Here is a 24,289-nt window from a genome sequence, read left to right as displayed (position 1 = left end):
TAGGTAGCCTTAAACCTAGGAATTTTTCAAATTTTAATCAAACAGAATCGTTTCCTTATTTCTTGAAAATAGACTGTCTGAAGTCGTCTGTCTCACGAAGATAAGCGTTGTAAATCTTCTTCTTGAGCAGGTTGACCCAGCTAGCTTCAACACGGCTAGTGGCATTGGTAATGTTGCGTACATCCTCTGCCACTGCTGCATCCATCAACTGCTGCATCTCTGCATAAGAACGAATGGTTACTTTCTTGGTACTGTTTGGATTTTTAAGCTCGTACTCAATGGTAATTGGCTTCAGCTTGGTCAGCTGATCAATCCGCTCCTTGTACATGGCCTTCTTGAAGGCTGCCCAAGAAGTGTATTCACCCTTAAATACATTTTCCAAGACTTTCTGGTCTGTCACGAGACCGACATCTCTTCCAGACCATCCGTCCCACGTTTTCTTGCCTTCATCGAAGGCTTCCTGAGAGTACTGACCAGAAACATAAGGGACAAATCCTTCATGGTATCCCTTGGCTGCCAGTAATTCATAGGCTGTGCGACGGAACATAACGTCACCTGGAGCTCCATTTGGATTGCTCAAGGCTGAGTAAATCGGTGAGAAGAGGCTAAGACTGAGGTAGCCATTTCGACCATATTTTCCGCTTTCCTTGTTCTCCCGACGAGTGATCACATCATTTTCAATCAGGGAATCAAAGGTCTTCAGCTGCTTGATTTCTTCAGCAGTGAAGCTTCGCGTCTGGTTACCAGCGTGGGTCTCCTTACCATACTTATCTGTAATATAGTAATTCTCCATCTTCCTGAACCACTGTAACTTGGCAGCATCACTCTGCTTCAGCATAGAAGTACCTTCTAGATAGTCCAAGGTGTAGATCATGTCAAACATACCATGAACATAGTGTTGCAGATCTGCTTCATTTTGAACACGCTCCTTGAAATTATAGGTATGCATACGTGTCTTAGAATCCTTGTCCACCTTGAAGAGAGTATTGAGCGTAATAGTTGGTTCATCTGCGCTCGGCGAAGATTGCAAGAGCCCCCGAGCATAGAGTTCCGCACCCAAGCCCTCACGACGGCCATAACCTTCAAAGTAAATTGCACCGTCAGAATTATGGGTCATTTCATGGGTGTAGACAGAGTTTCCATAGTCTTCTAACAATTTAGCAGCATCAAAGTGAGTTACACTACCCGTAGCATAGGCATTATAGCCCTTGCTTGGATACCACTTGCCAGCTGGTCCAAAGAATTCCTGCATAGCCTGTGATTTTTTGTCATTAGCTGGAGCCCAATATCTTTGACCATTCTTGTCAACCAATGAGAATCCATCATAAACCAGAACCGAACGGAAGAGCTTGTCCTTGCTTTCTGGACTCAGAATCTTATACCAGAAATCATAGTGGTCGCGCTGGTATTCAGCTGTTTTTCTCACTCTGTCTTCGACATATTCAACTAGTTCTGCGTCTGTGCGCACTCTGTTATTGGCATCCAGGCGGTAGCGATCATAAGCTCCCATAGAGAGGGTAGACATATTAGAGATAGCATAGACACCTTTCTCCGTCATGGTCAAGAGTGGCAGGAGCATGCCCTTGTGTTCCCAATTATCTGCTGTAATCTTGTCATAAACACCGACAGAGTACTTGCTCTTGCCCTCGGCTGCGTCCTGAAGCTGTCTCGCTTCTGCTACATCGGACTTAGCCTCAACGATGTAGGCTTTTGTATTGGTCTTGAGCCATTCATTATTGGTCTTGTATGGTAGGAAGAGCTGACGGTAGCCTTCAAGGTAATTGAAGAGTCCTCGCTTGCCAGTTGCTTCAGAGAGCGAATTATCATACGCTGTATAGTTGTTCTTAGCCTTGAGATTCTCAAGTCCTGATTTTCCTAAAGCAATGATTGTATCAAGAACCGAAACGTCATTCTTACCGTAGAAATCCATCTTGTAAGCCGACAAGTCCTTAACATTAAAGGTATCATAGTTGATATTGTACCAACGGTTAAGGTAAGTCAGACCCAATAGGAAAGCTTCTTTATCAGCAAGAATCTTCTTAACAAGATAATCCTTAACTACTTCACCTTCAGTATTGATAGCCTTATCCATAGCCAGCACTTTGCGGAGCTCACCTGATAGCTTGCTTTTCACTTGCGTAAATGCAGTGTCTAAGTATAGTTCATCCAAAGAAGTATCTGCGGCTACTCCGAGAGCTGTTCGCATAGCTGGCGAATCAAGAACGACCTTGTTCAGCTCTGGCAAGACTTGATTTAGAATACTAGTGTAATCTGATACAAAGGCTTCTGGAGTATAAAGAAGGTCTAAGCCCTTGATACTATACTCAGCAATACCTCGATTTACGAAATCTTCCTTATAAGATATTTCTAGGTAATCAATGGTATTGTCCATGTAGTGAAGCATCAAACGGTTAATTCCGGTCTTGTTGCTATTGATATCAGTGATAACCTGGTCACCCTTCATCGGAACAACATCCAGTAGGTACTCCTTATTCAACTTATGCTCTTTCGGAATCTTGTTCGCAAACGAAACAATGGTTTCTTTATTGTAGAAAGGAAGCAGTTTCTCCATATTTGCATAAGAATATCCACGGTCGAATTGAGCATTGTTTACCTCACCATAGTCGACATAACGCATATTTAGATTCGTGTCATCTAGGCTAGTCGTGATGTCCATAGCAGTCAGTTTTTCTTCCATTTCTTCTTGAGTAATAGTAGAAGTAACAAACTGATCGTTTTTCAAGGTTTCACTTTTAGCAACTTTATATGCTTGCGTAATGCGGTCGTTTTTGTAGCCCTGATCCCCAGAAATACTGTAAACATTTGTACCGCTAACATTACTGATCACATTATCAACTAAACCATTAAAGTAGTTCGAGCCGACCACTCCACCGATTTGACCGCTAGTGGTTGCATTATATACTTTTCCTGTCACATACGACTTGGTGATTCGAGCATTGTTTTCTAGACGTCCAACCAAACCACCGATACGTTGTTCATTTGATCGTAAACCACTAATAATCGTTACATCTGCTTTACTTTGGCTAAGAAGAGATTCTCCTCCTTTAAGGTTTGCAACCAAACCACCTACATTATAAGCTTTGATGTGTTGACTGTTAGATAGGATAGTTCCCGTAAAGGAACTATTTGTAATTTTCGTATTGGTTCCATTAACTACTAGACCCGCCACGTTAGAAGCATTTCCTACTACCGATACTCTCCCCTGAACAGAAACATCTGTGATTCGCGCATTCTCCGCATTGCGTGCCAGCGCAGCTGAGTCATAGGTACCCACGATATTCACATCTTTAAAGTCGATATTGGAAATGGTAGACCCACTCTTGAGGTTTTCAAATAAAGGTTTGGCTAGATTATAAATGGCGTATTGCTTACCATTATGACTACCTGTCAGACTACCTGTGAAGTTCCCTTTGAGGTAGACATAATCTGCAGGTGCAAGACTAACCTCACTAGCATCCAAATCAGCTCCCAACACATAATTTCCTGCCATATTTCGCTTCATAGCGTCTACCAATCTAGCAAAGCTAGTGTAGACATTTTGCTGGCTTGGGACTGCCTTACTGATGTAGAAGTCGTGCCCAGACTTATAGCCCGTTTCACTTTCTTGGACGAGTTCAGGAAGGGTTACATTAACCTTATAGACTGCCTTGCCATCTTTCTCTGCTTCAGAAATGCTGTGAACTGGTAGGAGAATTTCCTTGGATTCGCTTGATTTGATCTTGACGAAGTAAGTAGACAGATCCGTAGGCATAGAGTTCATCGATACAAAGCGCTTGTATTGGTCGTTTTCTTTATGATAAAACTCAACGGAATCAATATCACGGAAGGCAATCTTCTTGTATTCTAGCTCAAAGTTACGACTGTCTGTTTCAAACTCAGTAAAGCTACCATTATCCAATTCATAAGTCAACTTAGTTTTTAGAGTGTAGCCTGTGTAGTAGTCTAAGTCGCCAATTTTCAAGCTGCCAGCAAAGTTGGTAATTGGAAGAGTGCGAATCAGCTGGTCTCCCTGGTACAATTCTGCAGTCGCTGAACGGAAGGACTGGGTCTGGTCTTCCAATCTATATTGGACCGTCACCGACTTATCATCAGTATTCTCAGTCAGACTTAGAATGGAAACTGTCGGCTTGACTTTAGGCACTCCATTTAGTGCTTCTTTGGCTGCTGTCAGACTAACAAGAGCTTGGTTGACCTGTACTTGTGTAGCTGTTTGATTGTTCAAAACTTTGTCTGCCTTGGTCAATTCGTCAGTATAAGCTGTCTGCTTATCTGAATCCGCATTCTTATATTTAACCGAAGTTTTAACTCTTGGATTTAAATCGTACTCAGTCTGAAGAGCTGTTTTAACAACTTCAAAACCACTTAATTGAGCCTTGGCTTGATTGATTTGTTCCACCAGTTGGTTGACTTCTGCTTGGCTGGCTTGGGATTGGCTCAGAATCGCTTGACCAGCCGTCAAAGCAACATCATAGTTAGCTTGATGACTCTGACTATCGTTGAAATAACGGGCCTGAGCTTTAATCTGATCCGCTTCTGCCAAGAGATTATGCAGTGAAATTAAATCGAACTCCTCTAAAGCGTCTGCTTTCGGAGCTTCGTTCGGTACCATAGTTGGCTTAGCCGTTCCGACTTTGACAATTTGCGTTACAGAAGCTAGAGTTTCCTCGTTAGACAACTCTTGGCGGTCGACAACTTGACCGTTGGAACTGTAGACACGGGTCTTAATCGTACGTTCACCTTGGACACCCGGAGTTGCGATTTGACGAGCATCTTGGACCAATTCATCCGTTTCTTCTTCACGAATGCTAAAGTTGACTTTCTCTACGCGCGTTTCATCTGTATAAGTCAGTGGATACTCTGGTAAAGCCTCTGCTTTTGGCGCATCGCTTGGTACCATGTTTGGCTTAGCTGTGCCGACTTTGACAATTTGTGTTACAGGAGCCAAGGTTTCTTCATTCGAAAGTTCTTGACGGTCGATTTCCTGACCGTTAGAACTGTAGACACGAGTCTTGATCGTGCGCTCACCCTCAACACCCGGAGTTGTGATTTGGCGGGCATCTCGAACAAGCTCATCCGTTTCTTCTTCACGAATAGTGAAGTTAATCTTCTCAACGCGAATTTCGTCAGTGTAAGTTAGCGGATACTCTGGTAAAGCCTCTGCTTTCGGTGCTTCACTCGGTACCATAGTTGGCTTAGCCGTACCAACTTTGACGATTTGTGTTATTGGAGCCAAGGTTTCCTCATTAGACAATTCTTGACGGTCAACAACTTGACCGTTGGAACTGTAGACACGGGTCTTAATGGTACGTTCGCCTTGGACACCCGGAGTTGTGATTTGACGAGCATCTCGAACAAGCTCATCGGTATATTGCTCCTCAATGTTGAAGGCTATTTTCTCTACGCGCGTTTCATCTGTATATGTCAGCGGATACTCTGGCAAAGCATCTGCTTTCGGTGCATCACTTGGTACCATATTGGGTTTAGCAGTTCCGACTTTGACGATCTGTGTTACGGGAGCCATGGTTTCTTCATTAGATAACTCTTGACGATCGATTTCCTGACCGTTAGAGCTGTAAACACGAGTCTTAATCGTACGCTCACCTTGGACTCCTGGAGTTGCAATTTGACGACTTCCCTCTGGAAGCTCATCTGTATATTGCTCGTCAATAGAAAAATCAATCTTTTCTATTCTAACCTCATCATTTGTAGTCAATTCCAACTCAGAATTCTCATGAATAGGAGCTGTATCAGGATTTTTCCCATATTCCGTCAGTTCTGGAATCTCTTGAACTGGAGGCGTATCAGAACTTGTGCCATACTCTGCTAATTCTGGAACTTCGTGAACTGGCGCTGTTTCAGGAGTTGTACCATATTCCGTCAATTCTGGAACTTCGTGAACTGGAGAGGTTTCAGGACTTGTGCCATACTCTGCCAATTCTGGAACTTCATGAACTGGGGCTGTATCAGGAGTTGTGCCATATTCTGTCAATTCTGGAACTTCATGAACTGGGGCTGTATCAGGAGTTGTACCGTATTCCGTCAGTTCTGGAACTTCGTGAACTGGAGATGTATCAGGATTTTTCCCATATTCCGTCAGTTCTGGAATCTCTTGAACTGGAGGCGTATCAGAACTTGTGCCATACTCTGCTAATTCTGGAACTTCGTGAACTGCCGCTGTTTCAGGAGTTGTACCATATTCCGTCAATTCTGGAGTCTCACGAACTGGGGATGTTTCAGGAGTTGTACCGTACTCTGCTAAGTCTGGAACTTCATGAACTGGCGCTGTCTCAGGAGTTGTGCCATATTCTGCCAATTCTGGAACTTCATGAACTGGAGTTTCTTTTGGTATCGAGTTAGTTGGAGCTGTTCCAACTAAAATAATTTCAGAAACAGGTTCAAGCGTCACTTGATCAGAAATCATTTCGCTTTTTACGATTTCTTGATTCTCATGATAATGACGAGTCACCACTGTACGTTGACCTCGAACACCTGATTGTATGACTTTTGATTGCCCTTGAGCCAATTCATCGGTATATTGGTATTTTGTCTGATAAGGAAGTTCTTGAACTGACTCCTGCTCACTAATTTTTAGTTCTGGCAAGTCATAAATGGTGCTTAGACGAGCAGACTCTCTTTCCTTAGCAGCTATAGCTTCTCTTTCTTCCTCAGTTAAAGCATCCCCCTGATCTGAAACAATCTCTTTCATATCAAGATTTGTTTCACTCGGTTTAAGTTCACTTTCCTTTCCTTTCTCCCAGTCAAGTGTCGGGTTTTCCTTCTGAACAGAATGAGCTAAATGACTATCATTTTGTTCTATATTCTTTAAGTAACCGATATAGTCATAACCGTCAATTTTCAATGGTGCTAGCAGTGCATCTCCAAGACCCAAGTTAAGACTTTGATTATATGCAGCGAGTTCGATATTCGTCACTGCTAAGACTGTTGGAGATAGAAGTATAGATCCCATCCCAGTTACCAACAAGATCGAAGATAGATACCTCTTCCCGTTTCTGCCTCTAACAACTACAAGCACTAGTAATGCAAGACCCATCGCTGTAAATGTTGATTCCCAAAGACCGGAGTGACCTGTCTTAGGTAATACTCCAGATGTATCCCCTTGAGTAGTCGGACGATAAACTAAGTAATAGGTCTCTGAAGCATCCTCAACATACTTTGGAATCTCCCTTATCAAGGCACTCTTCTCTGCCTCCGTTAATTCAGACTCCACTACGTAGTGGTATTTGACCTGAGCAGACTGCTGACTTTGAATTTCTGCTGCCTTCACAGAAGTCAAGCCCCCAGCCATTTGCCCATTCAAAAAGAAGCTTCCAATAGTCGCCGAAACGAGCCCGACAGACAACTTTCTGAAAGAAAAACGCTGTCGTTTTTCTCCATAAAACCGATGTTTCATTCTCAAAATTTCCTCTTCAATATATTATTCAATCTTTTCTATTCTACCTGATTTCACTTGATTATTCAAATTATTTGTCGCGATTTTTAGAAACAACACATGCTTTTGAAAAGTACCAAAAAACAACATCACTTTTTAAAAAAATCTCAAAAAATCAACTTAAAACGAGCCCTAAAATTATTAGATTTTTCTTTGTCCAAAGCTTTTTCCAGCAAAAAAAGAGAGAAATGACTTCCTCTCTTTTACCTTTCCTCTCATCTTAAACTATGAGAAGACATATTTCTAATCTGATTATTTCGCTTCAAATCCTTCTGCAACTGCATCTGCAAAGTTTTCTTCTACGATGCTTGCACAGTGGTCACAGATAACTGCATGGTAGCTACGTTCTGCAGTAGTTGGATCGATACGACGGCAACGGTCACAAACTTCACCTGCAGCGCGTTTTACTGTAAAGGCTACATCTTCGAAGCTAACGGCACCTTCTGGAGCTGTACCTTCAGCGATGGTCAATTCTGACACGATCAAGAGTTGAGCCACATTGCTATCCACCGCTCCAAGAAGAGTTTTCACAACTTCGTTTGGGTAAACTGTCAAGTGAGCCTCAAGTGATTTACCGATAACTTTTGCATTACGAGCTTCTTCCAAGGCTTTTTGAGCTTGTCCGCGGAAATCCATGAAGGCTGCCCATGTATCCAAGATTTCTTCTTGGTTGGCAAAAGTTTCCGCTTCTGGCAATTCTGACAATTGCACAAATTCTTCAGCTTCAAACTCAAGATATGACCAGATTTCCTCTGCTGTGTGAGGAAGGATTGGTGTCAAGAGTTTGGTGATTTTGACAAGAATGTCATAGAAGACAGTCTGCATTTGACGACGTTCGAGTGATTTGGCACCTTCGATGTAGACAACGTCTTTAGCGAAGTCAAGGTAGAAGGCTGACAAGTCAACGTTGATAAAGTTCACCAAGGCCTTGTAGATTGTCAAGAATTCAAAGTTGGCATAAGCATCACGAATGGTCTTCACAAGCTGGTTAAAGCGAATGGTCATGTACTTGTCAACCGAACGAAGCTCATCGTAAGCCACTGCGTCTTGAGCTGGGTTAAAGTCAGATGTATTGGCAAGCAAGAAACGAAGAGTGTTACGGATCTTACGGTAAGTTTCAGAGACTTGGCTCAAGATATCCATAGAGATACGCACGTCGTTGCTTGAGTCCACACTTGTTACCCAGAGACGCAAGATTTCCGCACCAAATTGTTTTTCTACATCGCTTGGAGCAATTGTATTTCCAAGTGATTTAGACATCTTTTCACCCTTACCATCTAGGGCAAATCCTTGTGACAAGATTTGTTTATAAGGAGCTACGCCATGGTTGGCAACTGATGTGATAAGAGATGAGTTGAACCAACCTCGGTATTGGTCTGAACCTTCAAGGTAAAGATCTGCTGGGTATTTGAGTTCTGGACGGTTGACCACTACTCCATTCCATGATGAACCTGAGTCAAACCATACGTCCATGATATCTGTTTCTTTTTTGAACTCGCCATTTGGTGAACCTGGATGAGTAAATCCTTCTGGCAAGAGGTCCTTAGCATCACGTTCCCACCAGATGATAGAACCGTGTTCCTCAAAGAGTTGAGCTACATGTTCAATAGTCTCAGCAGTCATGATTGGCGTTCCGTCTTCAGCGTAGAAGATTGGAAGCGGAACACCCCAAGCACGTTGACGAGAGATAACCCAGTCACCACGGTCACGAATCATATTGTAAAGACGAACTTTCCCCCATTCTGAGTGGAACTTCACTTTTTCAATTTCATCCAAGATTTCTTGGCGGAATTTAGATACAGAAGCAAACCACTGTGGAACAGCTCGCCAGATGATTGGTTTCTTGGTACGCCAGTCAAATGGGTATGAGTGAGAAATTTCTTCTTGAGCAAGGAGCAAATCGCCTAGTTTTTCGATAACAGTTGGAACAACCTTGTCATAGAACTGACCTGCAAAGTCAGGACCTGCATTTTCCATCATAATCCCGCGTTCATTGACAGTAACAAACACTTCCAAGCCATTGGCAACACCAACATTGTAGTCGTCCTCACCAAAACCAGGGGCTGTATGGACAATACCAGTACCAGAGTCAGTCGTAACATGGTCACCAAGGATTACCAACTCATCTACAGCCGTATCCCATGGGTGGACTGTCACAATGTGGTTCAATTCTTGACCACGGTAGGTCGCCAAAACTTGAACATCCGCCCAACCAAATTTCTCAGAAAGACTATTCAATAATTCTGAAGCAACTACAAACTTACGAGATTCACCAGCTGGTTGTACCAATACATAATCAATATCTGCTCCAACTGTCAAACCACGAGAAGCTGTGATGGTAAATGGAGTAGTTGTCCATACAACGATGTAAGTATCTGTATCGAGCACACCTTTTCCATCTTTGACACGGTTAGCATAGTAAAGGGACGTTGAAAGCAAGTCATGATACTCAATTTCTGCTTCTGCAAGGGCTGACTCAGAAGACCATGACCAGTAAACTGGCTTGGCACCACGGTAGATATAGCCTTTTTTAGCCATTTCTCCGAAGACACGGATTTGAGCTGCTTCATAGTCTGGAGTCAAAGTCACATAAGGATTTTCCCAGTCACCAGAAACACCCAAACGTTTAAAGTCTTCACGTTGTTTATCAACTTGAGAAAGAGCGTACTCGCGGCAAAGTTTCAAGTACTCAACCAAGTCCATTTCTTTGCGTTTAACACCCTGTTTTGCCAAGACTTGTTCGATTGGCAGACCATGAGTATCCCAACCTGGGATGTAAGGGGCGTAAAACCCTGACATAGACTTAGAACGAACAATAATATCTTTAGAAATCTTGTTCATGGCATGTCCAACGTGGATATTTCCGTTTGCATACGGAGGTCCATCATGCAAGGTGAAATGTGGTTTTCCTTGGTTCAATTCTTGACGACGTTGGTAAAGTTTTGCTTCTTCCCATTCTTTTTGCCAAACTGGTTCTTTGGTTGGAAGACCAGCACGCATAGGAAAGTCTGTTTTCCGTAGATTGAGGGTTTCTTTAAGTTTCATTGTTACTCCTTTAATTTAAACTGACAAAATAAAAACCACGATTCGCAAAAAGGACGAAAATCGTGGTACCACCTTTGTTCGAAAAAAGACAGGGTCTCTTTTCCTCTTTTCCCGTAACGTGGGGGACGTCTAGTCTTACTGCTTTCAGACTAGATTCGTTGAGAGGATAATCTAACCACTAGGGATTGCAGGACTCTCACCATCTCCCGCTCGCTGAAAATATAGTTGGTTGGATCTTGTTCTCACATTTTTTTATAGGATAAGAACAGATTCTTTGTTTGCATCGTCCTCAGTTGCCGCAGTAGCCTCTACTTCAACTGGCTCTTCATGCTGGTCACTTTCTTCTGTCTGTTGATTTTGTTGAGCTTCAAACTCAGCTAATTCTTTGTTACCAGCCTCGATACGAGCTTGTAATTCAGCAACCTCTTCTGGTGTGAATTGACGAGTCATATCAATAGGCTCTTCTTCTGGTTGTAAAGATACAGATTCACCAAGAACTTCACCCACCACTTCTTTAAAGGCTTCATCACTTGTCTGAAGGTAAGTAGCTGTTGGGCGAAGAATATCTTCCCAATCAGATGACTCGACAATAGCCAATTGACTTTCAATCGTAGACTTGAGGCGTTGATGGAATACACGGCTCTTGTTCTTCAACTCTTCTGTCTCAACAGCCACTCTCTTCGCATTATCTGTAGCCTGACGGAGAATTTCATTTGCCTTGTATTTCGCTTCTTCAAGCAAACGCTGAGCATCTTGTTCAGCTTGTTGAATAATATTGTTTGAACGTTCTTGAGCAGCTTGTTTGACACGCTCAGCTGTATCTTGAGCAATCAAAACTGACTGACTCAAGGAATCCTTCATCTCATCAAAGTAAGACAAACGTTCTTCCAAACTTTTGATGTGTGTCTCTTTATCGTGATTACTACGAACCAAGTCTTCATAATCACGAACAACGATATCAAGAAACTCGTCTACTTCTTCTGGGTCAAAACCTCTAAATCTTGTGCCAAAGGTTTTATCTTTAATTTCTAACGATGTAATTGGCATACTTTTCCTCACTTACTTAATAAAAAATAGAATCATTAATTGCTTCTGGTTCTTGCTCGCTTGTTACTGTTCTCTTAGGAATATCATTCGTATAATAGGAAAGACGTTCTTCTAGTTTTTTGATATAGAGTTCAGTTTCATCTTTGTATCGAATCATCTCCTCTAATTCAAAGTAAATCTTATCTAGAAAGAGGTCAACTTCTTCCTGATTGTAGCCTCTGAATGTTCTTGAGAAAGCTTTATCACTTATTTCTTGTGGTGTAATCGACATATTTTTTCTCACTTGCTTAAAAGTAGCCGGACTGTTAGTTTTTTCTTATCCTTTTTGGTCTGACCATTGTCTTCGACAACTTTCAAACGACCAAACTTTCTCACACTGATCAAATCTCCAACTGCAACCTGGTAATCAGATTTTTCAACAACATGATAATTTACCTGGACAGATTTTTTCTCTATCAGTTGACTAGTTTGGTTTCTAGATAATTTCAAGGCACTTGATAAGAGGGCATCCAATCGAAAACTCGAAACTAAAATTTCCCGTTCTCTATAGTCAATTTTAGACAAAATCCTATCGGTAAAAGGACGTTCCTCCAGCGATACAGGAAGTCTGCCAATCTTTCTTATTCCCCCCTGAAAAAGAGGAATGAAATCACGATTGACAAAAATCTGTGCTCTCTTTTCATCTACCAAGATATCACCAAATAATTTACGGTCAATTCCTAGTTGGTTGATGATTGTTCCCAATATTTTTCCATGACTCAGTTGCTCAAACTTACTCGGATAGCAAATTTCCAACAAGGCTATTTCAAAGTCTGATATCTCCGGTTCAAAGTAATCTGGATAGAGAAGAACTCGAACCGACTCTGTCGGAAGAAAATCACCACTACTTTGGCAAGCCAGTCCATATGTCCCAGCTAGCACCCTCAAGATCTGTTCCTGATGGGGATTGATAAAAGGAGTAAGTACCGCCGCATAGGTATCTTCTACCCGCTTGATCCACTCTAATCCCTTATCAATAAAGGGAATATCATCTTGGGAAAAATGCTGATAAATGGCTCGATTTACTGTCATAGTAATAGGACTAGTCGTGTTAAGAGATTTCCAACAAATTGAATCAGAATCAGCGCTGCCCAAACCGTAAAATCAAGACCAGCAAATTGTAGATTGAGCTTACGAAGTGGCTCAATAACTGGGCGAGCAAGTCTGATAACTAAGCGACCTAGTTGGCTTTCATAGGCATTTGGAAACCATGAAAGAAGAGCAAATGCAACGAGAATGATGGAATAAATGCTAACCGCATTTTGGATTAAACGAATTAAGAAAATCATTATCTTGCTCTATTTCGTTTAATATCAAAACCAAACTCAGCGCTTTGTGATTCATCTGGAAGCTTGATATCTTCAATATTCACGACAACGTTGACAGGCGTCAATAGATACATCGTACTCGCAACTTTTTTCATGTTTCCAGCCAAGACATGACGGGCTCCATCCAAGTAATCAAGGCACCGACGGGCTTGTACTTCTGTCATATATTGGAAATCAATCAAAATACTTTCATTTCCAGCCAACAAATCTACAATTTCAGTTGCATCTTCATATTTTCTTGGATAGCGAACATCAATTGTCACTTTCTCATCTGAACGATGGCTTTGCATTGCCAATTCTTGCTGTCGCGCATGAAGACGAGTGATATTTGCATCTTTAGCTGATCCTGACTGAGCAGGTGCTGGTAATTCTTTAGAAGATGAGATGGCTGGGCTAACTGTTTCCTCTTGTTGAGTCTGGTAGTTAGTCGTTTCTTCTCCGTCTTCTGTAAAATAATCTATAAATTTATCGAATCTATCTTTTAAAGACATAGCTCTCTCCTATTTAAAAAATGCTGTACCGATTCGAACAAAGGTTGAGCCGAACTGAATCGCTTCTTTAAAATCACGACTCATTCCCATGCTTAGCTCTGTCATCGGCATATTAGGGATTTGTTTTTCTCTAATTTCTGCTTGCAGAGCCTGCGTATCCTTGAAAATTTCTTTCAATTCATCACTGTCTGCCTCAAAAGGAGCCATGGTCATTAAACCAACATACTCAATCTGATCTAACTTAGCCAATTCTGGCAAAAGTTCTAGCAATTCTTCTTTTGAAAACCCATGCTTGCTTTCTTCTCCAGAAATATTGACCTGCAAGAAACACTTGATAACATGATCTGTTCTCTTTTGAATTTCCTGGGCTAACTTTAAGGAGTCTAAAGCATGAAAGTAATCCACAAATGGGATTACTTCTTTCACTTTCCGTCTCTGTAGTGTTCCTATTAAATGCCAAGTAACTGGGTAATCTTTCAAGGCCTGATATTTTTCTAAAAATTTATCGACTCGATTTTCACCTATATGACGGACACCAAGCGGAAGCAAGGCTTCCGCTGTTTGTACATCTACATACTTTGTCACTGCGATTACTGAAACAGCATCTAGAGCACGGTTGGCTTCTTGACTAGCATCAGCTATTTGCTGAAAAACTAATTCAGTATTTTTTTTCAAATTCATTGATTAACGATTTTTGAAGAATGGAGGTGTATCCAATTCATCTTCATCTTGTGAAACTGGTGTTTCGAAGCGTTCTACTGGTGAAACAACTGGATCTGTTTGGCGAACAATTGACTCACGACGCAAGTCCCAGTCTCCAAAAGCAGAGGCTTGGTTTGTTTCAAAACGACGTGGGCTTGATTTAGGCAATTCTGCTGTCTCTTCCAAGTCGAATTGACGGTCAAATGTGTGTGCTTGTGGCGCTTTAGTTGATGGACGTCCAACTGGTTGGTTGTTACGAGCTCCAACTACTTTTTCCACGCGCTCTTGACGAACACCTGTCGCTACAACAGTAACACGGATTTCATCCTTCATGCTTTCGTCAATTGATGTTCCAAGCCAGATGTTTACACCTTGACCAGCTGCTTGGTTGACAATTTCTGAAGCTTCTTCTGCTTCAATCAAAGTCAAGTCAAGACCACCAGTAACGTTGACGATGACATCCTCTGCACCATCAATAGTTGTTTCAAGAAGTGGAGAGTAAATAGCTTTACGAGCGGCTTCAACAACGCGTTCTTCACCACTACCGATACCGATACCCATAAGGGCATTTCCTTTATTTGCCATTACAGTTTTCACATCAGCAAAGTCAAGGTTAATCAATCCTGGGTTCGTGATCAAGTCAGTGATCCCTTGAACACCTTGGCGAAGAACGTTATCTGCTTCGCTAAGAGCTTCAAGAAGTGGCGTTTTCTTATCAACAATTTCAAGCAAGTTGTTATTAGAGATAATCAACAAAGTATCAACGTGCTCGCGAAGTTCGTTGATTCCTTCTACAGCGTACTGGCCACGTTTGCTTCCTTCAAATCCGAAAGGACGTGTCACAACACCAACTGTAAGAGCACCAAGATCTTTAGCGATACGTGCAATAACAGGGGCTGCACCTGTACCAGATCCACCACCCATACCTGCAGTGATAAAGACCATGTCTGCTCCAGTGATAGCTTCCGTCAAAGCTTCTTCACTTTCTTCTGCAGCTTTACGTCCAACTTCCGGACGACCTCCAGCACCCAAACCACGAGTCAATTTTGGACCAAGTTGGATAACTGTTTCTGCTTTCGTACTGCTAAGGGCTTGTACATCAGTGTTGGCTGCGATAAATTCTACACCAGCAACACCTTCGTCAACCATGCGGTTAATGGCGTTACCACCACCACCACCGACACCAATTACCTTAATAACTGCGCCTTGAGCTGCTGCTGTATCAAATGAAAATGTCATAATTTCTTATCCTCTTTTATTCATCAAACATGCTTCCGATCAAACCACGGAAACGTTCTGTTAGCTTCGGTTTACTTTGAGAACTTGCTTGGAATTCTTCCTTGGGAGCAACTGGAGCTTCCTGCACGGTTTCAGCTGGAGCTGTTTGTGCTGGACTTGGTTGCGCTACAGGATTCAAACGTTGATTTGGAATGCCAAAGTTGATTGGTTTTTGACGAAGGAATTCATCTCCTTTAACTGCTTTTTGAGCAAGAAGATTGACTTCAGTCAATTTACCAGCAAACTCAGACAAGCTAATCACGTGCGCAAATGCAGGGTTGCGAATTCCAACTTGATTTGGTACATAAAGTTTTACGCGAACACCAAATACTTCTTGGGCTAATTCAACAATTCCTGGCAAAATTGCATTTCCACCGATAAGGACGATACCTCCTGGCAAATCTAACAAGTGTCTTCTTTCCAACTCTTGTTTGATTTGGTCAAAGATATGTTTGATGCGTGCTGAGATAATTTCTGCCAAGTAGCTTTCGGTTACTTCAACAGGTTCTACTTCACCAATTACTTCAACTTGGAAAGTTTCGTTACTTGCAAGTGGAACGTAAGCTTCACCATAGTTCAGTTTCAAACTTTCTGCAATTTTTTGAGATGTTTTCAAGACTTTAGAAATGTCTTTAGTAACGTAATCTCCACCTTCTTGGTAGATGTTAGTGAACTGCAATTCTTGGTTGCGAATAGTCGCTACAGTAGTCTGACCTCCACCCATGTCAATGACAGTCGCACCAAATTCACGTTCACCTTCATTGAGAACGGAGTTCACGATTGCCAAAGGTGAAATAATCACGTTATCAACATGAATACCTACACGCTCAACCGTCTTGCGAAGATTGTGTAGAATCGTACGAGGACCTGTGTAAAGCAGACCACGCATTTCCAAGCGGACACCCATCATACCACGAGGGTCACGGATGCCTTGGAATCCATCCACGATGAATTCTTCTGGAATAAAGGTAATCACTTCACGGTCAGGAGTCATGCTCTTTGTCAAAGCTGATTTGACAACATTTTCAACATCTTGATCTGTGATTTCTTTGGTATCTGAAGTTACAGGAATCATTCCTTGTGTTGGTTCAACCTGCAAGAGGTTTGCTGGAAGGCCAACATTGACAGACTTAATAGAAATACCAGCTTTCTCTTCTGCCTGTGTGATTGCAGATTTGATTGCTGAAGCAGCTGCTTCAATATCAACAATAATTCCGTCTTTGACACCTTTACTTTTGGCATTACTAACACCAATTACATTTACTTCGCCATCTCTATGCTCAGCTACTAGCACTTTAATCGAGCTAGTTCCGATATCTAAGCCTGTAAAAAAACCATCTCTAGTCATTACATCGCATCCTCTCTGTCTTCCAAGTTTCTCACTTCTATTTAATAACTATGTTTGGGCATAGCTATTCAAAGAATATTATAACACAAAAAATCCAATCGTGCTTAGTTTTTGATAAAATTCCTGCATGTTTTTTGAGAAAATTCTAGAAAAATTCTTCTTCTAAGAGATTATTTGAAGTTAACGTTCACAATTTCTTTTTTGTTTCTTAAAAATCCAAAAAAGAGAAGATCATTTTAGATCTTCTCTTGAATAAATTCTTCCGATTTTTGTTGTAAAAAATTTTCTACTAATTTCCCTGTTAAGCGAATTGCTATCACGATAACAGTCGAAACAATGAGATAATTTAAGGGCTGGCCGAAGCTTCCAACAAGTGGTGGTTTGTTTAAAAATCCATAATCTCCACCTACAACTAAGTTGACAACCCATATCAAGCCATTTAAGGCGAAGGTAATCACCACCACATTCTTCAAATCGAGAAGGGAAGGTTGATAGTTTCTAAACAAGTATAGGAGCGCATTTCCTAAAAGGGCAACATGTCCGATAATGAAGGACAAAATGGTCACGTGTGGAAATGGGTAGGGATCAAAGAGTGGGTAAGCCAGTGCTGCTGTTGCTCCAAAAGTTCCTAAAAGGGCAAAGTACTGTTTGTACTTGGATGTCCCTGGAATTAAGAGCATCACAAACATGGCGATACGGCAATGATAGAAGGGCAAACTTTCTGACAGAGGCATGAGATTCCCCCAATACCAGCTATACAGAACAATCAGTTGAACAGACTGAAGAATCTGAATAAAACGCTGGTAAGCAACTTTGTCGCGAAAACGATAAGAAGCATAAAAAGTAAGAGCCAATAAACATAACAAACCAATGTACCAGTGAAGTTCAAACTGGGGCGGTTCTGATATCTGTGTGGTAAATAATTTATCCCACAAATTCATATTCTATTCCTCATTCATCTAGCTAGAGGCAGTAAAAAAAATTCACTCCCCCCAGCTTTTAAATTTTTTGAAAAAACTTGATTCTATGCCATGCATAGAATACTTGAGTCTTAAATTCGCAACCTATTATATCATTTGTATTGCAGAAATGCACCTTGTAGATACCCTTTTTTGATTTGTCAACTTCTCTAGCATAAACTAATCAACATATTGGTCTCTTTGTCCTTTATAAACTTGCCAAAGAATCTCCATTTGCTCCTTGGTGATGCGTTTTTCAGATAAAACTGGCAATTGGTCAATGGCAAAAAATTGAAGCTCAGCAATTTCTTGATTCTCTTGAAATTGTCCATCAAGAAGTTGGCATTCAAAGACAAACTTTGCATATTGTTTGCTCTGTAGTTGGAAACGATTGGTATCAAAAACTGCAAGTAACCTTTCAGCTTTTGCTGTAAAACCGGTTTCTTCTACAATTTCTTTGAGAATATTTTCGGTTGGAGAGTAGCCGACTTCACCAAAACCACCTGGCAAAGCCCAACTATCCTCTCCTTTTCCTCTAACTAAACAGACTTTTTCATCCTCAACAATCCAAGCACGGACGTCCATCAGAGGAGTTGCATAAGCGGAAGTTGGTTTCAAGACTTCTGCAACTTCTTCTGCATCGAGGTCTGATACCTGATTCAACATTTCAGATAACAGGATTCGCAAGTCCTCGTAGCGCTCACGGTCAAACGGATCTTTTGTAAAGGTTAATCCAGTATCCGTAATGGCTAGCATTCTTTGCAGATACTTGGTAAAATCACTTGCATTCATTTTCTAAACTTTCTACCAGCTTGGCTAGATTCATGGAGTTCGATCCTTTGAGCAAAATTTGGTCATTGGCTCCAAGGCTTTCCTTAACCTGCTTGACTAGGTTTTCAAATTGGTCCTCGTCAGCTGTTTTCTTGAAGTAGAAAACGTGACCGATTGGGAACATTTGACTAGCAAGTTGGCTTAATTCGGCAATGTCTTCTCCATAGAAAATAACGGTATCCAGCACATCTGGCGATAGGCTTAAAATCATCTGGTTATGGAGTTGGACTGACTGGTCGCCGAGTTCCTTCATGTCTGCCAAGACTGCGATTTTCTTGCCTCCTTCGTTGGCTGGAATGGCAGAGAATGTCTCCAAAATCAACTTCATAGCAGTTGGATTGGCATTGTATACGTCAGACAGAATATCTGCTCCATTGGCTGCTTTCTTCCACTCAGTACGATTGCGGGTCAATTCTAGGTTCTGGAAGGCCTGATGAATTTGCTCCTCTGGCACTCCTTCTTGTAGAGCCACATAAGCAGCAATCATAGCATTGGTGGCATTGTACTTACCTGTCACTGGCAAATCGAGGGCTTGTTCCAAAAAATTAGCCTTAAAGGTCAGACTATCCTTGCGCTCAATCAAGTCCGTGATTTCTAACTCAGCTCCTGGCCCAAAACGGACCACTTTTTTATCTGTAGGCAAGTAGTCCTCTACAATCGGGTCAGCTGGTGCCAAAAGCAAAGAACCTGGTGCCATACCATCAGCAATTTGCATCTTCCCTTTAGCAATCTCCGAACGGTCTTTGAAAAAGGCCAAATGAGCCTCTCCAACCAAGGTCACAATGGCTGTTTTTGGATGAGCTAATTCAGACAAGAGATGGATATCTCCCAAGTGATCCTGCCCCATCTCCAAGACCAACTTTTCAGTCTCCTCAGGCATATGGAGAACCGTATAGGGAAGACCAATCTCGTTATTGTAATTGCCTTGCGTTTTGTAGGTCTTGTAGGTTGTTGACAGTAAATGCGCCAACATATCCTTGGTCGTCGTCTTGCCATTTGAACCCGTTACTGCAAAGACATCAACTGCCGTTTTTTCAAGATAGTAGGCTGCAAGGGTTTGAAAGGCAGTCAAAACGTCGTCTACTAGAATGTAGGGATGATTTGCAACCTCTTTCTCAGACAAGGTTACTACTGCACCATTTTCAAAAGCTGTTTCGATAAAGTCGTGACCGTCACGCGCACCTTTAAGTGGCACAAACAAATCACCTGTCCCAATCAAACGACTGTCAAACTCAGCCTTTTCTAACTGAACGTCCGCAAAAAGACTAACGTCATTTTTAGCTCCTACAACTTGGGCCACTTCATGGATTGTTAATTTCATTTCTACTCCTTTAAAAAGGGTTGAAGTCCAAGAACTCTAGTCACCATGCAGTGATCGTTCTGACTTCTACCCCTTCTTTCATTTTTATAGCAAATGCGCTTCGCGCTTGTCAAAGCTTTCCTTAGCAAGGTCAACCAAATGCTCGATTAGTTCTGGGTAGCTGAACCCCATATTGTCCCAAAGCAGTGGATACATAGACCACTGGGTAAAACCTGGCATGGTATTGAGCTCATTTAGGAAAATCTCGCCCTTATCGGTATAGAAGAAATCACAACGAGACAGACCGAGGCCACCGATTGCACGGAAGGCTGTTTCTGCATTATGACGCATGACAGCTACTACATCATCACTAATCTTGGCTGGGATGTCCATGGTAATCTTGTTATCGATATATTTGGCATCGTAGTCATAAAAGGCAACATCCTTGACCACTTCACCAGGAAGCGTGCTCTTCACTTCGTAGTTGCCCAAGAGACCAACCTCGATTTCACGGGCATTTACCCCTTGCTCTACCAAGACACGGCTGTCATATTGGAAGGCAAGTTCTAGAGCTTGGCGGAGTTCTTCTTGGTTTTCAGACTTAGAAATACCGACACTGGAACCCATGTTTGACGGCTTCGTGAAGACTGGATAAGTCAGTTTTTCTTCAACTTCAGCGATTTTAGAAGTCACATCATCTCCTTCGACAATGGCCACATAAGGAACTTGAGCGATCCCGACAGATTCTAACACACGCTTGGTCGTGATTTTATCCATGGCAAGACTTGATGACAAGATATTGCAACCGACATAAGGCATTTTCAAAACTTCAAGGAATCCTTGAACAGAGCCATCTTCTCCCATCGGACCATGAAGAACTGGAAAGACCACTGCACCTTCTTCATAGATGGCACTTTGCGCGATTTTCTTGTCCCAGTCAATGGTCTCATTGGTCATGAGTCGATCCTCTTGACCTGGAGTCTGGCTAAATTCTTGCGTTTTGATAAAGTCACCTGATTGGCTGATGAAGAAAGTCTTGACTGTGAAACGATCGTAGTTGACCACACGCATCACACTTTCAGCTGAAAGGACAGAGACTTCACGCTCTGCACTACGCCCACCGTATAAAAGAATAATCGTTTGTTTCATATTGCTTGTCCTAATTCTAATAGAATATTCGTTCTTTAGTATATCATATTTGCTTCTTTTTTGAAACTTGTATCTAAAAAAGCCCTCATTTGAGAGCTGAAATTTTACCTATCCACCACTTGAGCTTCAAAGTGCGCCGGTTTGTCGTCTACATTGGTGATGGTGATCGTGTAGGACTTGTTATTGGTTACATAAAAAACTTTCTCCCCTTGGTAGCTGACAACAATCCCATTCTTTACCAAATGAATATCTTTTTGATTGTTTGGAAGCTCTTTATCATCATACCTTTTGGGAGCTCTATCTATTCTGCAAAATTTCGTTCTCTTTCCTTTTTCTACGCTGACCCGACCACCTGATACACTGCAACAATACTATCATACGAAGAATCAAATAAACCAAACGAAGGATTTTCATCTTTCCAAGAGCTGATAAGAAGGTTTTCCTTGCATTCCCCACTTCTTGAACTAACTGTTCAACCGTTTTACCTGTTTCCTCTTTAATAGCAACTGCATTCTTTGAAATCAAATAATAATTTTGTTCTAATCTGCTGATATAGGCTTTGGAAATTGGCTCGTCTAAGAAAAAATATACTCTATCAGCATACTCATCCTGAGACAGCGTATAGTAAACTTCAGCTTCACTCTCCCATTTTTTAGGAAAACTAGTTATTCTTATATTTCCATAGTCTAAATGCATCATTCCAACTAAAACGTCATTAGTCCATTCTTCCGCATAATGGTATAATTTCATTTTCTTATCTACCATTGGCCAAACTATAACATACCGACTATGCATGAATTCCTTAGTTAATGCCGAGTTACTTGCCAAGCTGGTCGCACCAATCTCATATACTGACCAAATAAGAACTATGAGCATTAGGACAGCTTGAGTTGGTTTGTTTTTATAATAGTTTCTTATTCTTTTTAACATTTTACTCTCCAACTGCGGGATTAGGTTTATCTAAATCTTTTTTGACATTTTGACTAGTATTCGCCACTAGAGCCTCTCTTGCATATTCGAAAGAAACAAGCTGATTGTTACTTTCAAAGCAAATAAGTCTCCTTTACCAAACAATTACAACAACTGAGGCCTAGTTTACGGTTCCTAAATCTACCGATCCACCACTTGAGCTTCAAAGTAAGCTGGCTTGTTGTCTACATTGGTGATGGTGATAGTATAGGGAGTTTCTTTCGTCACACCAAAAGAAAGCAGACCAAAGCTATCGAATAAAATAAAATATTCTTAAGAACTCTGTCATAGCACTCCACCTGTATAACACTATTGCCTCGCCGTTTCGTTTGTTATTCTGTTCTCCATATATCCTTAACTGTCACTTCTCCCCAATTATCTGTGCTAAAACGACTAGAGTAGATAGTGGTCCAGTCTTTAAGGACTTTATTACGGAGTACATTGTCTGCTTCCTTGCGAATCTCATCAACAGTCTTACCGCGTTTGGCAAGAAAGTCCTCTACTTGAGACTACTGAAAATATCCTGTACTCTCATCATCATAGTACCACATAAACCGTTCTAATTGCCGATTGTTTACATCGTACAGGTAATCTACATTTATGGTTGTCTCTGTATCTGGCAGTCTCAAACGCATCTCTATCCCAACTTTCGTCATCTCCTGAAATCCAAATTAAAAATAATAACCTAGAGATTGAATAGTATTTGGTAAATCTACACTTTTATAATCAATAGAATGAATAGAAATTTCTTGAGAATCGTTGTCCACAAATTTTAAACTTTTTAACTTATAAAAAGCTCGTCCTTTCCAGAGAAATGTATAATTGTGATAATCACTTTCTTCGTAGTATATTTCATCAAAAATATTATGAACTCTCTGATATTTATAGTACTGAAAACCAGAGAAAGATAATAATAGAACTATTAGCAACGAAAAAATTACAAATTTTCTCTTCTTCATCTAATCACCTCATCTCTGTCAACTCTTGATTCCCTGTTTCAATATTTCGAATGAAATTATAAGTACTTGGGTAATTTTTTTGTATCTCATCTACGGTATCTTTTTCTAGTAAAATCCCTCAACACACCCCGTTGTTCATACAGCATTGCGTTGAGCAAGAAGCTACTTTCTCTGGCAAACTATCCATACAAAGTCTGATATATCTTTTTCATGAAGCCATCAAGCTCTTTTTGAACAATCTTTAATAGGCGCTCTTCTTCGACTTTGGGAATAGTCACCCTCTCATTTATATTTTTTTCATTTATTTGAAAATAGGCGCTAGAAGTTAAATCAAAGTTCTTATCCAATTCATATAGTACGCTAGTTATTTTACCATCTATCTCTATTTCAAAATAAGCAGTAACCCCATTACGTCCAGGATGTGATATTTTCAAATCGATGTCTCCTTTTATCTCTATGGAGTCAATTCCTCCATCCAAGCGAATAGCTCCATCGGGAGGAACGACATAGCCCGCTTTACGGATATCAGACGCATATTTTTCTGACGCCATTAAACGTTGTAAGACGGCTATATTGTCCCTCTCTTCAAAGGAGGTTTTTAATTGCATATATTCTTGGTGGTTTTGATACTGAAAATAAAGATTCAAGCCAGTAGCTAAGGCAATTACAGAACCAATAACGATCAGTATTTTTTTAAGTCCCGACATTCTTTTCACCCCCTCTGTCTAAGTAATCTTAGAAGTCTTGTTCATACAGCATTGCGTTGAGCAAGAAGTTACTTTCTCAAACAATCTAACCATACAAGGTTTGATACATTTTTTTCATGAAGTCATCAATCTCGCTTTGAACACTTCTCAACAAGTAATCTTCTTCGGCTTGTGAGACAGAAACAATCTCTCTTTTCCCGTTTCCATTTTGCTGAGAATAGCTGGAATAAATTAAATTCAGATTTTTATCTAAAATGAAAGCTACATGCGTTTGTTTTTCATTAATCTGTGTAATGAAAAATAACTGAAAATCCTTAGCATCCTTTTTAGGAGGGCTAATTTTCAAATGTAACTCTCCTTCTATTTCTAATGGATAAATAACTCCATCCAATCGAATAGCTCCGTCAGAAGGAATAGTATATCCTGCCTTGTGGATGTCAGACGCATATTTTTCTGATGATGTCAAACGATGAAGAACTTCAATTCTTTCATTTTTTTCAAAAGCTTCTTTTAAAGCACTAGATTGTTGGAAATGATTGTAAGTAAAATATAAAGGAATCGCTAATAGGAACAAGGACAATACAATCAACCACTTAAACTGTTTTACTTTATCTAACATTCGCCTTTCCTCTATCAACACTCTCTTTCAAATAGGTGGGATTATAA

20 protein-coding genes and 1 pseudogene are annotated in these 24,289 nt (G+C 41.0%); all 21 read right to left on the bottom strand.

The window, feature by feature from the left end; translation table 11 throughout:
- Nucleotides 1-55: 55 nt before the first annotated feature.
- Nucleotides 56-7,432 (bottom strand): SIALI-17 repeat-containing surface protein, encoded by a 7,377-nt coding sequence (locus A6J84_RS01220; protein ID WP_095725872.1) that lies wholly within the window; start codon nt 7,430-7,432, stop codon nt 56-58.
- Nucleotides 7,433-7,723: 291 nt separating this feature from the next.
- Nucleotides 7,724-10,516: an isoleucine--tRNA ligase gene (gene ileS / locus A6J84_RS01210; protein WP_095725870.1), complete on the bottom strand. Its 2,793-nt coding sequence runs from the start codon at nt 10,514-10,516 to the stop codon at nt 7,724-7,726.
- Nucleotides 10,517-10,768: 252 nt separating this feature from the next.
- Entirely contained in the window at nt 10,769-11,563 is a 795-nt protein-coding gene (locus A6J84_RS01205; protein ID WP_095725869.1) for a DivIVA domain-containing protein, read from the bottom strand.
- Nucleotides 11,564-11,579: 16 nt separating this feature from the next.
- Nucleotides 11,580-11,834 carry a DivIVA domain-containing protein gene (locus tag A6J84_RS01200; RefSeq protein ID WP_000028988.1) on the bottom strand — a complete coding sequence of 85 codons (255 nt, stop codon included), beginning with the start codon at nt 11,832-11,834 and terminating at the stop codon, nt 11,580-11,582.
- 8 nt (nt 11,835-11,842) lie between these two features.
- A complete protein-coding gene (locus tag A6J84_RS01195) occupies nt 11,843-12,634 on the bottom strand; it encodes an RNA-binding protein (RefSeq protein ID WP_000217807.1) in 792 nt (263 codons plus the stop codon).
- Nucleotides 12,631-12,891 (bottom strand): YggT family protein, encoded by a 261-nt coding sequence (locus tag A6J84_RS01190; protein WP_000576501.1) that lies wholly within the window; start codon nt 12,889-12,891, stop codon nt 12,631-12,633. The genes A6J84_RS01195 and A6J84_RS01190 overlap by 4 nt, the downstream gene beginning before the upstream one ends.
- Complete coding sequence (locus A6J84_RS01185) at nt 12,891-13,421, bottom strand: cell division protein SepF (protein ID WP_000053367.1); 531 nt, start codon at nt 13,419-13,421, stop codon at nt 12,891-12,893. Before A6J84_RS01185 ends, A6J84_RS01190 begins: the two co-directional genes overlap by 1 nt.
- 9 nt (nt 13,422-13,430) lie before the next feature.
- Nucleotides 13,431-14,102, bottom strand: a complete 672-nt coding sequence (locus tag A6J84_RS01180) for a YggS family pyridoxal phosphate-dependent enzyme (protein WP_049505659.1) — start codon at nt 14,100-14,102, stop codon at nt 13,431-13,433.
- A gap of 3 nt (nt 14,103-14,105) precedes the next feature.
- Nucleotides 14,106-15,362, bottom strand: a complete 1,257-nt coding sequence (gene ftsZ, locus A6J84_RS01175) for a cell division protein FtsZ (RefSeq protein ID WP_000144261.1) — start codon at nt 15,360-15,362, stop codon at nt 14,106-14,108.
- Nucleotides 15,363-15,378: 16 nt separating this feature from the next.
- Nucleotides 15,379-16,749, bottom strand: coding sequence for a cell division protein FtsA (gene ftsA, locus A6J84_RS01170; RefSeq protein WP_000196346.1), 1,371 nt, complete (start codon nt 16,747-16,749; stop codon nt 15,379-15,381).
- Between the two features lie 236 nt (nt 16,750-16,985).
- Nucleotides 16,986-17,690 carry a TIGR02206 family membrane protein gene (locus tag A6J84_RS01165; protein WP_001055269.1) on the bottom strand — a complete coding sequence of 235 codons (705 nt, stop codon included), beginning with the start codon at nt 17,688-17,690 and terminating at the stop codon, nt 16,986-16,988.
- Nucleotides 17,691-17,888: 198 nt separating this feature from the next.
- The gene (locus tag A6J84_RS01160; RefSeq protein ID WP_095725868.1) at nt 17,889-18,500 is read right to left on the bottom strand and encodes an NUDIX hydrolase N-terminal domain-containing protein; all 612 of its coding nucleotides are present in this window, start codon (nt 18,498-18,500) and stop codon (nt 17,889-17,891) included.
- The gene (locus A6J84_RS01155; RefSeq protein ID WP_084878749.1) at nt 18,487-19,860 is read right to left on the bottom strand and encodes a UDP-N-acetylmuramoyl-tripeptide--D-alanyl-D-alanine ligase; all 1,374 of its coding nucleotides are present in this window, start codon (nt 19,858-19,860) and stop codon (nt 18,487-18,489) included. Before A6J84_RS01155 ends, A6J84_RS01160 begins: the two co-directional genes overlap by 14 nt.
- 84 nt (nt 19,861-19,944) lie before the next feature.
- Nucleotides 19,945-20,988, bottom strand: coding sequence for a D-alanine--D-alanine ligase (locus A6J84_RS01150; RefSeq protein ID WP_000814699.1), 1,044 nt, complete (start codon nt 20,986-20,988; stop codon nt 19,945-19,947).
- A gap of 104 nt (nt 20,989-21,092) precedes the next feature.
- Nucleotides 21,093-21,230, bottom strand: coding sequence for a hypothetical protein (locus A6J84_RS10145; RefSeq protein ID WP_000240324.1), 138 nt, complete (start codon nt 21,228-21,230; stop codon nt 21,093-21,095).
- Between the two features lie 55 nt (nt 21,231-21,285).
- Nucleotides 21,286-21,918, bottom strand: coding sequence for a hypothetical protein (locus A6J84_RS01145; protein ID WP_000919639.1), 633 nt, complete (start codon nt 21,916-21,918; stop codon nt 21,286-21,288).
- A 371-nt stretch (nt 21,919-22,289) separates the two neighbouring features.
- Nucleotides 22,290-22,454, bottom strand: a pseudogene (locus A6J84_RS10200) (TipC family immunity protein); the annotation flags it as partial.
- A gap of 12 nt (nt 22,455-22,466) precedes the next feature.
- Nucleotides 22,467-22,613 carry a hypothetical protein gene (locus tag A6J84_RS10195; protein ID WP_225893231.1) on the bottom strand — a complete coding sequence of 49 codons (147 nt, stop codon included), beginning with the start codon at nt 22,611-22,613 and terminating at the stop codon, nt 22,467-22,469.
- Between the two features lie 15 nt (nt 22,614-22,628).
- A complete protein-coding gene (locus A6J84_RS10190; protein ID WP_000746268.1) occupies nt 22,629-22,916 on the bottom strand; it encodes a TipC family immunity protein in 288 nt (95 codons plus the stop codon).
- Between the two features lie 179 nt (nt 22,917-23,095).
- Nucleotides 23,096-23,623 carry a thiol-disulfide isomerase gene (locus A6J84_RS01135; protein ID WP_095725867.1) on the bottom strand — a complete coding sequence of 176 codons (528 nt, stop codon included), beginning with the start codon at nt 23,621-23,623 and terminating at the stop codon, nt 23,096-23,098.
- A gap of 85 nt (nt 23,624-23,708) precedes the next feature.
- Complete coding sequence (locus A6J84_RS01130) at nt 23,709-24,242, bottom strand: hypothetical protein (RefSeq protein WP_044020408.1); 534 nt, start codon at nt 24,240-24,242, stop codon at nt 23,709-23,711.
- Between the last annotated feature and the right edge of the window lie 47 nt (nt 24,243-24,289).

Source organism: Streptococcus sp. FDAARGOS_256 (genome assembly GCF_002289235.2).
Lineage (GTDB): Bacteria > Bacillota > Bacilli > Lactobacillales > Streptococcaceae > Streptococcus.
The sequence above is the reverse complement of the archived record's forward strand: the minus strand, read 5'-3'. Positions and strand labels throughout refer to the sequence as shown.